The sequence below is a fragment of the Ochrobactrum sp. P6BSIII genome (genome assembly GCF_014138065.1).
GTDB lineage: Bacteria > Pseudomonadota > Alphaproteobacteria > Rhizobiales > Rhizobiaceae > Brucella.
Genome location: NZ_JACGXB010000024.1, coordinates 26808 through 40632 on the forward strand (window position 1 = coordinate 26808; position 13825 = coordinate 40632).

Below are 13825 nucleotides of genomic sequence, written 5' to 3' on the forward strand. Positions count from 1 at the left end.
TTCGCGAGCTTAGCATTGGGATAACCCCATGACGTCTACATCCTTTGACTACACCCGGACCGACGCTGTCGGTCTGAGAGAGGCCATTCGCGCAAAAATTCTGTCGCCGCATGAGGCTGTTCATGAGGCATTTGCAGCGATTGATCGGTGCAATCCTAAGCTGAATGCTGTGATCTACGAGATGCGCGATCAAGCGGAAGAACAGCTTAAATCGCTGCCAGAGGGTCTGCTTAGCGGTGTTCCGGTTTTGTTGAAGGATGATTGCCCTTCCTATGTCGGTGCAGCAATGTCCTTTGGATGTCGTGCGGCAGAGGGAAATATCTCGCAGCGCGATCATGAACTCGTCAAACGCTACAAATCCGCTGGTCTGGTGGTGGTGGGTAAAACCAATTTGCCGGAGTTTTCCTGCAATATCGCAACGGAATCTTCGCTTCATGGTCCAGCACTCAATCCCTGGGATGTTACACGCAGCATTGGCGGTTCTTCCGGGGGGGCGGCAGCTGCCGTTGCCGCGCGCATGGTGCCTGTGGCCTATGGCAATGACGGAGCAGGCTCGATCCGTATCCCGGCATCTTGTGGCGGGCTTTTCGGGCTGCGTCCGTCGCGCGGGCGAGTCCCATGCGGTCCGGTCTCGACAGAAAACTGGGGCGGAATGGTCAGCCATCATGTGCTGACGCGCTCGGTTCGCGATTCCGCAATGATGCTTGATCTGACAGACGCGCTTGAACCGGGTTCGCTGTACGCGGCCCCGGCCAAGACGGATCTGTTCGTCAACAGTGTCAGAATGGCGCCGCGGAAACTTCGTATTGGTGTCTGGCAGGAGTCTGATCTGCGTCATGATCTGGATGAGCAGACAGTCGCAGCACTTGAGGCGACGATTGCTTTGTGCGAACGGCTCGGACATAACGTTGTTCGGGTGAAGCCTGATTTTGACGGCGTTGAGCTTGCGGGTGCCGTACAAAAACTGATCGCCGTTTACACCGCAATTGAAGTGGCAGATGTTGCCGCGACAATGGCAAAGCCTGCCAATGAACTTTATTTTGAGCCTTCAAATCTGGGATTGGCCGCTTACGGCGATAGCTTGGCTGCGACAGAGGTTATTCAAGCGCGTTTGACCGCAAACAGTACGGCGCGCAGTTTTGGTCGTCTGTTTGAAGAATGCGATGTGGTGTTAAGCCCGGTCATGCCGGTTGGATCATTTCCGCTTGGGATGCTCGACGTGCGCTCACCCGACTGGAAAGGGTTTGCCCGGCAGTTTCTGGAGCTGACAACCTTCACCCATCCGGTCAACGCTGCTGGCTTGCCTGCGATGAGTGTCCCACTTCACGAAACGTCTGATGGTTTGCCAATCGGCAGCCAGTTCATTGCTCCTTATGGGGCCGAAAATCCGCTATTCCAACTAGCAGGTCAGTTGGAAGCCATGTGTCCATGGTCTGATCGACTGCCCGCTATTCACGCCTGAAATCAAGAGACAAGCGATGCTCTATACAAAGCCCTATTTCCAGCCGTCCGATACGACCGAGGTTTTCGATCTCGTTGATAGAACGGTGCTTGGTACTTTGATCACCAGCCATGAGGGAGGCCTTGCTATATCGCACCCCGTCTTCATGATGGATCGGACACGCGGCGAAAACGGCACGCTGGTCTCGCATGTTGCTGCATCCAACGATCATGTTGAGTTTTTGAAACGCGGCCTGCCATCAATCGCAATCCTGATGGATGCTGGTCATTATGTATCATCGTCATGGTATCCCGGTTATCCGGAAAGGGACAGCGCACCGACCTGGAGCTTTATGGTTGCTCATATCCATGGCGCGCCCAAAATCCTGTCGGAAGCAGCGACCGCCAAACATCTCCACGAGCTCGTCAAGCATATGGAAAAGGGTCGTGACAAGCCGTGGCAGATGAAGGAACTCGGTCCCGGTGGTCTGGAGCGGCGTCTGCCCAATATCGTAGGCTACGAAATGCAGATTGAGAAGATGGAGATCAAGTTCAAGCTTGGACAGGACGAACGGTCGGCAGATATGCGTGCTGCGATCAAAAAACTGCGCGAAGAGGGGCGGGAAGATGTCGCCGAAATGATGGCGCGTCACTGCAAAATTTAGAAAATAAGGTGGAGTGGGTTCATAATCAGTCCCCTGTGCATAGCGTGTATTTAATTCGACATTGGCTGGCAACAGAGCCCATATTGCCAGACTTCAATCACTCAAGTGGATAGGTCCCGGAATGATATTCAACCAAGGAGTGGTTTTCGTGACCAGGGATTATATCTATTTTCCCATCCAGCGATGGTGTCCAGAAGGAATGAACGACGTCAGTGCTGGCGAGCTGGAATTCTCCGCGCTCCCCGACCGGAAGCCTGATTTCGTTAACGGGGTGTACTGGCCTGGCGCGCCCCGGGAGATGGTATGTGATATGCAACCAGAATTGCTCACCGGCAATTCAATCCGGAGGCCGGAAGTGGCGGTGACTTTTTGAAGGGGCGTAAGCCGGGTATCGCAAGACATCGCAGGCGCTGAACGCGCCGGCATGTTCTGACTGGCAATCAGCGCATCACGAGAGTGTCAGAATGGTTGACGGGTCGATTCCGTTCTATACGACGAAAGCTGTTTTGATATGCCCGGCCTTTCACCGCACAATAGATCAGAGCCCAAATAATCTTCGATCGATCATCCTGCAAATCATTTGATAAACGGTACTACTCTTGCGCCTCTGCGGATGATAACTACTGTCAAGGATCATCAGTTGTGAAAATGACATGACGCAAAAAACGGCGACCTTGAAGGATGTAGCAGCATTAGCAAAAGTCTCGCGCGCCACTGCTGCTCGTGCGCTCAACAGCTACGGTTATGTTGGTGATGAAACGGCGCTAAAAGTTCAGGCCGCCGCCGAGAAGCTCGGATATAGAGGCAATCGACTGGCCCAGGCTTTGCGCAGCGGTCAACTTCCGATTATCGGTTGTGTTCTCGGCGATATACAAAATCCGTTCTTTGCAAAAATTGCCCATGATTTGGAAGTGCTGGCGCGCGAAGAAGGGCACAATCTCATCATCGCCAGCAGCGAAGAACAATTGGAACTGGAAAAATCCTTGCTGGCGAGTTTGCAATCGCTCAGCATTCGAGGTTTCATAGTAGCGCCAACCTCAGCCGAGGATAATCAGCATCTGCAACGTCTGATCGATGAGAATGTGCCCGTGGTGCTGATCGATCGTGCGGCGCCAGGCATTGAGTGCGACAGCGTCCTTGTTGACAATGAAGGCGGCGCGCGAAAGGCCATTGAGTATCTGATTGGAATGGGGCACCAGAATATTGCGCTTTTGCAAGACGATGCGCGCATCTTTACGTCAAGCGAGCGTTTCAATGGTTACAAGACTGCGTTGCTCGCGCATGGTATAGAGCCGAATGAAAAAATGATATCGGTCTCGCAATCGACGGTTGAACACGCCATCGATGCGACCATACGCCTGTTCAGCCGCCGAAATCCTCCGACAGCACTGTTCACGGTGGACAGTTTGATGACGCAGGGCGCGCTTTTGGCGTTCCGCTCGATGGGTATATCGATTCCCCACGATGTGTCTTTGATTGGCTTTGACGATTTTAATCTGGCCACTTTTACCGATCCGCAGATCACTGTCGTTGCTCAGCCGGTGTCGGAAATCGGTCGGGCCGCGGGCCGGCTCCTGCTTGAGAAAATCGCGGGGAAAAAGGGACCTCCGCAGAAAATAAGCTTTGAAACCAAGCTGATAGTCAGAGGTTCGGTAAGCCGTCGTTAAGCTGACGACGAACAAAACCTGGCCCTTTAAAAAATTTCAAAAACCCACTTGCCAGAAGAAAATTCTTGTGCGCTAGATATATGTGAGATCGATCTCACATTGTCTCAACGAGTTACAGGCGCAAAACCGGTTCGGGCTTTTCTCGAGGTTTCAACTGCGCAAACGGGAAGGTAGTAATGCTCAACTTCGATAAAGATCGCTTTGTGAAAATACAGGGCGGCTCGGTCGCAATCGCCGACGATGTACGCGCTTTGGTGCGTAAGTTGCTCGATGACGGCCTGGAACGCATTTTCTTCATGGGGACGGGCGGTGTGCAGTTTCTGACCCAGCCCGCGATCGAGCTTGCGCGCAACTCGACGGTGTTTCCGGTTTCAGCGGCATTTTCTGCCCAGGTTGTCCTCGAAGCGCCCGCCGGACTGGACGAAAAGGCGCTGGTTATCCTTCCGTCCCTGTCGGGGACGACCAAGGAAAGCGTGCAGCTTCTCGCGTTCTTGAAAAAGAAGGGTGTGAAAACCCTTTCGCTGACCGGACACAAGGATACGCCTCTCGGGCTCGATGCCGATTACAACTTCACGAATTTTGCGGAGGACGACACGTCGTCGGAATCGTTCTACCTGCAGACCTTGCTCATCGTGCTGGCGCTGCTGGCCGAACGCGATGAATATGCCGATTTCGATGCAACGGTTTCCGAACTGAAGCTGCTTCCCGAACTGCTGGTCTCCGTGAAGGAAGATTTTGAAGCAAGCGCAGCCGCGCTTGCGCAGGAAATCAAAGACGAGAACTACCATATCTTCACAGGGGCGGGATCTGCGTGGCCAGAGGCTCATTATTACGGCATGTGCATTCTTGAAGAAATGCAATGGATTAGGACGCGTCCTGTTCATGCTTCGGATTTCTTTCATGGCACGCTGGAGCTGGTAGAACCGGGTGTCAGCCTGTTCATTTTCAAGGGTGAGGATGCCTGCCGTCCGCTGACGGACCGGGTTGAGAATTTCGCCAAGCGCTACACGGATAAAGTTCGTATTCTCGACGCAGCCACAGCCAAGCTGCCGGGTGTTTCCGAGAAGACGCGGAGCTTGATTTCTCCGATCATCCTCGCAACCATGCTGGAGCGCCTGAGTGCTCATCTGGAAGTGCTGCGCGACCATCCGCTGACCACACGGCGTTATTATAAGCGCGTCGAGTACTAAAACAGTTCCCGGTCCGGCTCCGCCGGATCGGGTTTCCGTATTCAGACGAATATCAAGAAACAATAGCCAAAAGAGAGGAACTTTGAAATGAAACGCAAGACGTTTTTGAGCACCACAAGCCTCGCATCGCTCATGGTGCTTGGATTGGCCGCAAGCAATATCGATGTAGCCCTTGCAAAGGACGCCGTTGTTGCCGAACCCGATGCTCCGGTCGAATATTCCGGCACGTTGAGCATTCTGACGAAGTTCGGCCTCCAGCAGCTTTCACCTTATTTCGTTAATGCCGCCAAGGAATACGAGAAGCTGCATCCTGATGTAAAGGTTGAGCTTATCCAGGAAAGTGACGATAGCGTAAAGGGAAAAACCAAGGCTCTGGTCGCATCGAATTCCTTGCCGGATATCTATTTCACCTGGACCGGTAGCTGGGGTGAGAACTTCGTGCGCGGCAATCGTGCAGTAGATCTGACCAAGGTCATCGGTCCGGATACGCCATGGGGACAACAGCTTGCCCATGCCGCTGTGAGCGCCTTCCAGTATAATGGCAAGTTATACGGAATTCCGCTTTATCTGGACGCCAAGTTCATGGGCTACAACAAGGCGCTTTTTGCCAAGGCTGGAGTGGCCGAACCGAAGAGTTTCGATGAGTTGATCGGCGCGTGTGCCGCCTTGCGCAAGTCCAATGTGGTGCCGATTTCGTTTGGAAACAAAGAGGGATGGCCGGCGGTGCATTTCGCTGGACAGCTTCTCGCCTATAACGTACCGCAAGCGACACTTGAAAAGGACTTCAACCCGAAAACCGCCGAATATTCGGATGCAGGTTATGTCGAGAGCCTGAAGCAATTGAAGCAGCTCACCGACGAATGTTCGGACGGTGCAGGTACCAACGGCTCGTCCTATGCCTCGGCACTGCAACAGTTCAGCAACGCCAAGTCCGCAATGTACTATCAGGAAATCATCGAATTCGACCAGAGCACAGCCGATGGCGCATTGAAGAAGGAAGACTTCGGCTTCTTTAAGCTACCCGCACCCAAGGATGCAAAGGGCGACTTCAAATCGATCGAAGGCGCGCCCGAGGGCTACATGATCAATGCGGCATCGAAGAATGTTCCGCTAGCCATCGACTTCATGAAGTTCATCACTTCTCCGGAAAACGGCAAGGTTCTGTCGGCGCCGCCTTATGGGCAGCCCAGCGCCACTGTCGGCGGCTATTCGTCCGAGAGCATGAACCCATCTGTCGTTGAAGGGCTCAAGGTTATCGCGGATTCGTCCTATCTGGTGCCGTGGCTCGATACTGCAAACCCACCGCGCGTCGCCGCTGCCTGGCTTTCAAGTCTGCAAGCCCTGATTGGTGGTTCCATGACACCGGAGCAGGTTATGGAAAAGGTGAAACAAGCAGCAGCCTCTTCCAAATAAGGATGTTGTCGGCCGATGACTGTCATGAAGCGTGAATATAAGGGGGAGGCCGTCAAAAACGGCGTCTCCCGACCGGACGGGTCCGAATTGGACAAGTCCGGTTTGCTGGCGAAGCTGCTGTCGTTCCGTTGGGTTCTGATCGCGTTCGTTCTGATCTTGTGGTTTGTTTATTATCCAATCATAGACAATTTCATCGTCAGTACGACAAATCAGGATATTTTTACGGGTGAAACAGCCTTTGTCGGTCTGGATAATTATCGGCGTCTGCAAGACGATCCGGTAATATGGACGGCAATTCTCAACAACACGCTTTATGCAGTCATTTCAGTTGTTTTCCAGGTTTTTGGCGCATTCGTGCTTGCTGCGATCATTGAAGGTTTGCAACAGGAAACCTGGCGCAGGTTCTGGCGCGCCGTCTATTTCGTACCGTCGGCGATTTCGATCACCGTGACGGGGCTGTTGTTCTACTTCATTTATCAGCCCGATATCGGGCTGCTGGACTCCGCCTTGACCCATCTGGGGCTGGGCGCCTGGTCTCGCGCATGGTTGGGAGAAGAACAGACCGCGACCTATGCAATCATCGCAATGAGCCAGTGGCAGGGCTTCGGATACTCGACCTTGTTGTTTGCCATTGCAATCCAGAAGATCCCGCGCGAACTCTACGATGCGGCGATCATGGATGGCGCCGGTATGTGGCGCCGCTTGTGGAACATCACCTTTCCGCTGACGCGTGAAATGACCGGCCTCATGGTGATCGTTACCATCACCGGTGCTTTTCAGGTCTTCAACGAAGTCATGGTGATGACGGGCGGCGGTCCCAACAACTCCAGTCAGGTGCTTGGAACATGGCTCTACCAGCAGGGCTTCATTGAAAACGATTTCGGTTATGGCGCAGCCATCGCATCGGTAATCTTTATCATTACGCTGCTGGCGGGCTTCGGACAGCTTTGGTACACAAAGAGACGGAGGGTGTATCTATGAACGCCTCCTATCAGACACGCGAAACGGAACCCACCGATTTCGTGCAGATACTGGCCAAGGTCTGTCTCGTGACCTTTCTGATCTGCCTCGGTATTGTGGTTATCTATCCGCTTCTGTGGATGGCTTTGAACGGCTTCAAAACCAATTCCGAGATATTCGGCGAACCGTTTGCGTTGCCGACGGGCTTTACGCTCGATAACTACATCGCTGCCTGGAACCAGGGCATCAGGAACTATATTGCAACGAGCATCATCGTCACGCTGGTTTCGGCTGTCTGTACGGTGTTGATAAGCGCCTGGACCGCCTATGGCCTGACACGGTCGAAACTGCCGGGCAAGCCTTTCTTTGTCGGCCTAGTGCTTGGCGGCCTGATGTTGAGCCCCACGGTCGCGGTTATTCCGCTGGTGCGGATCATGCAACAGCTCGGCCTCTATAACACCTACTGGGCGCTTATCATACTCTACACGGCATTCCGTATCCCGTTCACCACCTTCCTCATTCGCGCCTATATGTTGGGGCTTCCGCGCGATCTCGACGAAGCGGCGGTGATGGACGGCGCAAGCGAGGGCCAGATTTTCTGGCGGGTGACCTTGCCGCTTTGCAAACCGATCCTCGTTTCCTGCGTGATCCTGCACGTTCTTTTTGCCTGGAACGAATATCTCTTCGCCATGATCTTTACCAGTGGCGCCGATGTCCAGACCCTGCCAGTGGGGTTGACGTCCATCATGGCAAAACACGGAACAAACTATGCCGTTGTCTTTGCCGCAATGACATTGTCCGCACTCCCAATCCTGATTGTCTTCTTCGCCGCACAGCGCTTCTTCATACGCGGTTTGGCTGAAGGCATCGGCAAATAACGGAGCGAGAAATGTTAAGACGTGAACAGTTGATCGGTGCGAATTTCTCCTTTCAGCACAATCCCTTCCAATGGGTTGCCGGGCAACTTCGCCAGATGGGTTTCAAACGCATGGAGCTTTGGGGGATAGCCCCCCATCTCGATCTGTTTCATGGCAGCCCGGCGCGACTGGCGGAACTCCGCTCAATTCTCGGCGATAACGGGATCAGTGTACATTGCTTCACACCCGAGCAGGTCCTGTATCCGGTCAATATAGCCTCGGGCGACAGGATCTATCGCGAGAAGAGTGTGGATTGCTTCCTGCGTGCAGCTGATATCAGTGCCGAACTGGGCGCGAGCTATCTCTTTTTGACGCCCGGTCGTGGCTTTGAAAGCGAGAGCCGCCATCTCGCCTGGGCTCACACCGTTGAATCCTTGAGCAAAATTGCTACGCATGCAGCCGGCCTTGGTATCAGATGTCTGCTCGAACCCTTGCAGCGTCTTGAAAGCAACATCGCCAACAATGCCGCCGATCTCGAACGGCTTTGGCGGGACCTGAATGCCAATAATGTCGATCTGGTCCTCGATCTGGTTGCGATGGCTGCTGCCGGAGATCAGGTCGGTGGCTATATGAAGCGATTTGGCAAGCGCCTTGCCCATATTCATATCGTTGACGGAACTCCGTCAGGGCACCTTGTCTGGGGCGACGGAAACCTACCACTGGACGATTATCTTGCCGAAATCTCTGACCATTCTTTCGAGGGTACTTTGACCTTCGAGCCCTTTGGCAATGGTTCGTATGCGCTGGACCCGGCTGCGGCCTGGCGGCGCTGCCTTGATGCAATCGCTCCTCATTTTGATACTGCGGAATGATGATGAAGAACGCAAATCCCAATCTTATTGCCGTCGGTGACAATTGTCTTGATGCTTATCTGAACAAGGGTTTTGTCACGGTTGGCGGAAACGCCCTCAATGTCGCCGTGCAATGGAAACGGCTTGGATATGGTGCCCGCTATTTTGGCGCCCTGGCTCCCGATCAAGAAGCCGATATCATGCTTGGCATTATCGATGATGCCGGACTGGCGCGTGATGACGTTGAAATTCTGCAAGGAAAATCAGCGGTTACGCTGTTGACCGATGATGCAGGCGAAAGACATTTCCTGCTTGAATCTCTGGGCGTCGGCGAGAACTACATTCCGGATACACAGCGATATCAGGAATTGCTCTTATCCGACTGGACCCATCTTGGGACCCATTCCAGTGAAAAACTGGTGCGCAAGCTGGTGCAAGACGGGATCGGGTTCAGCGTGGACGTCTCGACACGGCATTTCGACCTGTCGCTTGAAGGTGTTCCGCTTGTTTTTGCGTCGGGTCCCGACGATCCAAAAGAGCCGGTGGAGCCGTTGATCGCGCGATTCAAGCAGGCTGGCGCGCAGAAGATTGTCGTGACCTGCGGAAAGCGCGGTTCATTCTACGACAATGGAAGCCAATTGTTTTCGGCAGGCTCGGTGCCTGTAAGCGTGGTGGATACCTGCGGTGCCGGCGACAGCTTTATCGCGACCTTTCTGATGGCCCATTTCTTTGAAGGTTATTCCGAAGAGGCGGCACTTCGTCAGGCAGCTATCCGCGCATCCGAAACCTGCATGCATCTTGGCGGTTTTCCGCAGCGCGTGCAGCCCATCCCGCAATGGCTGCTCAGCAAATACGATGACGTCATCGCAACAGCGCAAAAGGTCTGAATATGAGCATTATTAAAATGCGACCACCCATTGTCGCCGCGAAACAGGACCGTTCTTTCTGGCTGCAAAGCATCAGCGCTGACAGGATCGTCGCACCTCTCACCGGCGACGAACAATGCGATATTGCAATTGTTGGCGGAGGATATGCCGGACTGTGGACGGCGCTGCGGATCAAGGAACAAGCGCCGCAGACGCGTATCACGATCCTGGAAGCGGATTTTTGCGGTTCCGGCGCATCGGGACGCAATGGCGGGCAGGTGCATAGCTGGTTTGCCGAAATCGACATGTTGCGCGACCTCGTGGGCGATGACGATGCGCGCATGCTGTGCCAGGCGACATGCGATGCGATCGACGAACTGAAAGCTTTGCAGGATCGCGGAACCATCGACATGGATCTGCGGCTTGACGGTTGGCTTTGGACGGCCAGCTCTTCGGCCCAGGAAGGCGCCTGGTCCAAGGCTTACGATCTCTGTCAGAAATCCGGATCTAATCCATTCCGGACATTGAGTGCAGAAGACATCGAACGCCGCACCGGTTCGAAGGCTTCTTATGTCGGTATCGTGGAAGACCGGGCAGGCACTGTCCAGCCGGCAAAGCTTGCTCTGGGCCTTCGCCAGTTGGCTCTTGCGAGGGGAATTGTCATTCATGAGCAAAGCCCCGTCCTGGAGATCGTCACAGGCGAGCAACCGAAACTTCGAACGGCACATGGAACGCTTTCCGCCGCGAAGGTCGTTTTGACCATCAATGCGTGGGCTTCCGCAATCCCCGAATTGCATCCATATCTTTATGTCGTGAGCAGTCAGCTCATCGCGACGGCACCTGCGGAAAATGTGCTCGAACGCATCGGATGGATCGATGGCGCTTCAATCTGCGATGCGCAGCATCACGTGCTCTACTATCAACGCACGCCATCCGGTCAGGTTGTTTTCGGACGGGGAACAGGCGGCATCACCTATAAGGATCGAATTGACGCTCGTTTCAACCGCAGCGGTGATGGCGGCGCTGACAATATCCGGGAGCTTCACCGGGTTTATCCTCAGCTGAAAAATGTGCCGATTCTTTATGACTGGAGCGGTCCGATCGATTGCACTGCACAACATCTGCCGGTGTTCGATCATCTCAAGCAGCATTCCAATATTTTTTATGCTCTCGGTTTTAACGGCACCGGCATAGCCCAAACACCGGTTGCAGGCCGCATCATGGCAAGCCTCGTCTTGGGCTGGACGGATAAATGGAGCCGGTGCGGACTGGTCGGGATCGAAAAGCGGACCAAACTTCCGCCCGAACCTGTGCGCTATCTAGGCGCTAGAATTGTCCGCCGAGCTATTCGGAAAAAGAACGATGTCGAAATCCTCAATCGTGCCCCGGGTCCCTTAACAAGGTTTCTGGCAAGTCTGGCTCCGTGAGCGAACGGAACCGCCGCGCGTAAAATAATAAAAGGAACGGGAACGATGGCCGACCTGTCGCTGAAGAACATACGTAAATCCTATGCCAACTTGGAAGTACTCCATGGCATCGATCTTGATATCAAATCGGGCGAATTCATCGTTTTCGTCGGACCGTCCGGTTGCGGAAAGTCAACTTTGCTGCGGTCGATTGCCGGTCTGGAAACAATCACATCCGGTGATCTCGTCATTGCCGGTGAGCGCATGAATAACGTGGCCCCATCGAAGCGCGGTATTTCGATGGTTTTCCAATCCTACGCACTTTATCCGCATATGACCGTCTATGAGAATATGGCTTTTGGTCTCCGTATTGCCGGCGTGGCAAAGACCGAGATCGACAAACGCGTTAAAAAAGCAGGCGAGATTCTCCAGCTCAGCGATTATCTGCAGCGCTTGCCAAAAGCCCTTTCCGGCGGACAGAGACAACGCGTTGCGATCGGCCGCGCAATCGTGAGAAATCCACGTGTGTTCCTGTTCGACGAACCTTTGTCGAATCTTGATGCAGCCTTGCGGGTTGCAACACGTATAGAATTGGCGAAGCTCAAACAAAGCATGCCGGATGTCACAATGATTTACGTCACGCATGATCAAGTGGAAGCGATGACACTGGCTGATCGCATCGTCGTGTTTAAAGACGGACACATCGAGCAGATCGGCACACCCGTCGAGCTCTACAGAAAGCCGGCCAACCTTTTCGTGGCCCAGTTCATCGGTTCTCCAGCCATGAACATACTCGAGGGCACCATATCGGAAGCCATGGGACGCAGTTATACTTGTCATCTTGATTGTGGGACGAAACTTGGCCTTGAAGCCAGCGATGGAACTTTCGCACTCAATGATAGAGTTAGCGTTGGAATTCGACCCGAGAATACCAGGATTGCGCACGACAAAACTGATGGCCCGGTCTTTTCTGGTGTCGTGGATCTTGTAGAGCATCTGGGCGAGGCGCAAATCCTTTATATCGACATGGCTGGTTCCGACACCAAATATCTGATCAAGACCCCTGAGGAAGCGAATGGGAGGTTATCAAATAAATTAACATTTACGGCCTCGACAAAGGACATGCATATCTTCTCCGCCAGCGGAACAGCGGTTCCGGCTCAGGTCATCTAACGATTTGAGTATTAAAATTGCGACGAATTCCTAGTAGCCGCGCGTGTCGATAGTTGCACGCATTATCAGACGAAGAGTGATTATGCCGGTGATGTGGCCCGGCGTGATCACGATGGAGTTGTACAGCTTTCCTATCACCGTCCCTGTTTTTTTGTTGGTGATGGCACTTCCAGCACCGGTTTGTCAGCGGGCGACCGCCGGAGCGATAAAAGGTTAGGTGGTCTGAAACCGGGACGTGGGAAACGGAATATAATGTTGGCTGTATAGGGAAAAAAATGCTGCATATAGATGTGACGTGAAATCGTCACGTCTCCTCTAATCCGGTGTTGCAATCATCTTCGAGTGGTTGGGATCTAATATCCCGTTGCTGCACCAGCGACGGCTCGACTATCGATTGCGCCATAATAGCGGTTGTCGCCGCCTTTTTCGATGGCTGCCATATCCTTGCCACCGACAAGAATGCCGGCTGCCTCGCCCCAGACCGGCCAGTTATGGTCCTCGCCGACCGTATAGCCCATGCCGGCCAGCAGCCTGATCGTATCCGGCGAAAGCGCGTTCGCTTCCATATAGACCCGATCAGGCAGCCACTGGTGATGAATGCGGGGCGCATCGATAGCTTCCTGAATATCCATGCCATGGTCGATGACATTCATGATCGCCTCCAGCGTGATCGTGATAATGCGCGAACCGCCGGGACTGCCAATAACCATGAACGGTTTGCCATCCTTCGATACAATGGTCGGGCTCATCGAGGACAAAGGTGACTTGCGCGGTTCGATGGCGTTGGCTTCGCCTTGTATGAGACCATAGAGATTGGCCACGCCCGGTTTGATGGTAAAGTCGTCCATCTCGTTGTTGAGAAGAATGCCGGTGCCTTCGGCCACCTTGGCCGTGCCGAACGATCCATTCAGCGTGTAGGTCACGGCGACGGCATTGCCGTCCTTGTCCACGATGGAATAATGCGTTGTTTCGTTGGATTCCTTGAATTCGGCTGGTTTCAGTGCTTCGCTGACACCGGCGCGATAAGGGTCGATACGACTGCGGATTTCTGCGGCATAGGCCTTGCTGGTGAGCTTCTCGATTGGATTATCGATGAAATCAGGGTCGCCCAACGCCGTGTTGCGGTCCACATAGGCATGGCGCATCGCTTCCACCATCAAACGCGTGGTTTCCGCCGAGCCATAGCCGAGATAAGAAATCGGGTAGCCTTCAAGCACGTTCAGGATTTCACAGATGATCAGTCCGCCCGAAGAAGGCGGTGGCGATGAGACGATGTCATAGCCGCGATAGCTGCACTTGACCGGTTCCAGCTCACGAACCTTGTATTGCTCGAAATC

At 53.8% G+C, this 13825-nt stretch carries 13 protein-coding genes; 11 read left to right on the forward strand and 2 right to left on the reverse strand.

The genetic code is table 11. From position 1 onward, the window contains the following. Positions 1 to 28: 28 nt before the first annotated feature. Both FHW00_RS22915 and FHW00_RS22920 read left to right on the forward strand, forming a co-directional pair. Positions 29 to 1462 carry an amidase gene (locus FHW00_RS22915; RefSeq protein WP_078340987.1) on the forward strand — a complete coding sequence of 478 codons (1434 nt, stop codon included), beginning with the start codon at positions 29 to 31 and terminating at the stop codon, positions 1460 to 1462. Positions 1463 to 1478: 16 nt separating this feature from the next. Continuing rightward, positions 1479 to 2105, forward strand: a complete 627-nt coding sequence (locus FHW00_RS22920) for an FMN-binding negative transcriptional regulator (protein WP_078340986.1) — start codon at positions 1479 to 1481, stop codon at positions 2103 to 2105. A 97-nt stretch (positions 2106 to 2202) separates the two neighbouring features. Here the strand turns inward: FHW00_RS22920 and FHW00_RS22925 are convergent, their stop codons facing one another. After that, the gene (locus FHW00_RS22925) at positions 2203 to 2421 is read right to left on the reverse strand and encodes a hypothetical protein (RefSeq protein WP_210276622.1); all 219 of its coding nucleotides are present in this window, start codon (positions 2419 to 2421) and stop codon (positions 2203 to 2205) included. Between the two features lie 337 nt (positions 2422 to 2758). On the opposite strand from FHW00_RS22925, the gene FHW00_RS22930 reads away from it, so the two are divergent. From FHW00_RS22930 to FHW00_RS22970, 9 genes are all read left to right on the forward strand, one after another. Beyond that, complete coding sequence (locus FHW00_RS22930) at positions 2759 to 3772, forward strand: LacI family DNA-binding transcriptional regulator (protein ID WP_078340983.1); 1014 nt, start codon at positions 2759 to 2761, stop codon at positions 3770 to 3772. A gap of 176 nt (positions 3773 to 3948) precedes the next feature. After that, positions 3949 to 4962, forward strand: a complete 1014-nt coding sequence (locus tag FHW00_RS22935) for an SIS domain-containing protein (protein WP_078340982.1) — start codon at positions 3949 to 3951, stop codon at positions 4960 to 4962. Between the two features lie 87 nt (positions 4963 to 5049). Beyond that, positions 5050 to 6375 (forward strand): ABC transporter substrate-binding protein, encoded by a 1326-nt coding sequence (locus tag FHW00_RS22940; RefSeq protein WP_078340981.1) that lies wholly within the window; start codon positions 5050 to 5052, stop codon positions 6373 to 6375. Between the two features lie 15 nt (positions 6376 to 6390). Then, positions 6391 to 7356, forward strand: coding sequence for a carbohydrate ABC transporter permease (locus FHW00_RS22945; protein ID WP_078340980.1), 966 nt, complete (start codon positions 6391 to 6393; stop codon positions 7354 to 7356). Further along, a complete protein-coding gene (locus tag FHW00_RS22950) occupies positions 7353 to 8213 on the forward strand; it encodes a carbohydrate ABC transporter permease (RefSeq protein ID WP_078340979.1) in 861 nt (286 codons plus the stop codon). Before FHW00_RS22945 ends, FHW00_RS22950 begins: the two co-directional genes overlap by 4 nt. Positions 8214 to 8224: 11 nt before the next feature. Beyond that, the gene (locus tag FHW00_RS22955; protein ID WP_078340978.1) at positions 8225 to 9064 is read left to right on the forward strand and encodes a sugar phosphate isomerase/epimerase family protein; all 840 of its coding nucleotides are present in this window, start codon (positions 8225 to 8227) and stop codon (positions 9062 to 9064) included. Beyond that, positions 9061 to 9930, forward strand: a complete 870-nt coding sequence (locus FHW00_RS22960; RefSeq protein ID WP_445558011.1) for a PfkB family carbohydrate kinase — start codon at positions 9061 to 9063, stop codon at positions 9928 to 9930. Before FHW00_RS22955 ends, FHW00_RS22960 begins: the two co-directional genes overlap by 4 nt. A 17-nt stretch (positions 9931 to 9947) precedes the next feature. Continuing rightward, positions 9948 to 11336 (forward strand): NAD(P)/FAD-dependent oxidoreductase, encoded by a 1389-nt coding sequence (locus FHW00_RS22965; protein ID WP_445558010.1) that lies wholly within the window; start codon positions 9948 to 9950, stop codon positions 11334 to 11336. A gap of 45 nt (positions 11337 to 11381) precedes the next feature. Then, complete coding sequence (locus FHW00_RS22970) at positions 11382 to 12488, forward strand: ABC transporter ATP-binding protein (protein ID WP_078340975.1); 1107 nt, start codon at positions 11382 to 11384, stop codon at positions 12486 to 12488. 353 nt (positions 12489 to 12841) lie between these two features. Here FHW00_RS22970 and FHW00_RS22975 read toward each other — a convergent pair. Continuing rightward, the coding region (locus FHW00_RS22975; RefSeq protein WP_182514700.1) for a gamma-glutamyltransferase family protein at positions 12842 to 13825 on the reverse strand (984 nt) is incomplete at its 5' end.

Coding starts and splice junctions, on each gene's coding strand:
- FHW00_RS22915 (WP_078340987.1), top strand. CDS start 29: ATGACGTCTACATCCTTTGACTACACCCGGACCGACGCTGTCGGTCTG.
- FHW00_RS22920 (WP_078340986.1), top strand. CDS start 1,479: ATGCTCTATACAAAGCCCTATTTCCAGCCGTCCGATACGACCGAGGTT.
- FHW00_RS22930 (WP_078340983.1), top strand. CDS start 2,759: ATGACGCAAAAAACGGCGACCTTGAAGGATGTAGCAGCATTAGCAAAA.
- FHW00_RS22935 (WP_078340982.1), top strand. CDS start 3,949: ATGCTCAACTTCGATAAAGATCGCTTTGTGAAAATACAGGGCGGCTCG.
- FHW00_RS22940 (WP_078340981.1), top strand. CDS start 5,050: ATGAAACGCAAGACGTTTTTGAGCACCACAAGCCTCGCATCGCTCATG.
- FHW00_RS22945 (WP_078340980.1), top strand. CDS start 6,391: ATGACTGTCATGAAGCGTGAATATAAGGGGGAGGCCGTCAAAAACGGC.
- FHW00_RS22950 (WP_078340979.1), top strand. CDS start 7,353: ATGAACGCCTCCTATCAGACACGCGAAACGGAACCCACCGATTTCGTG.
- FHW00_RS22955 (WP_078340978.1), top strand. CDS start 8,225: ATGTTAAGACGTGAACAGTTGATCGGTGCGAATTTCTCCTTTCAGCAC.
- FHW00_RS22960 (WP_445558011.1), top strand. CDS start 9,061: ATGATGATGAAGAACGCAAATCCCAATCTTATTGCCGTCGGTGACAAT.
- FHW00_RS22965 (WP_445558010.1), top strand. CDS start 9,948: ATGCGACCACCCATTGTCGCCGCGAAACAGGACCGTTCTTTCTGGCTG.
- FHW00_RS22970 (WP_078340975.1), top strand. CDS start 11,382: ATGGCCGACCTGTCGCTGAAGAACATACGTAAATCCTATGCCAACTTG.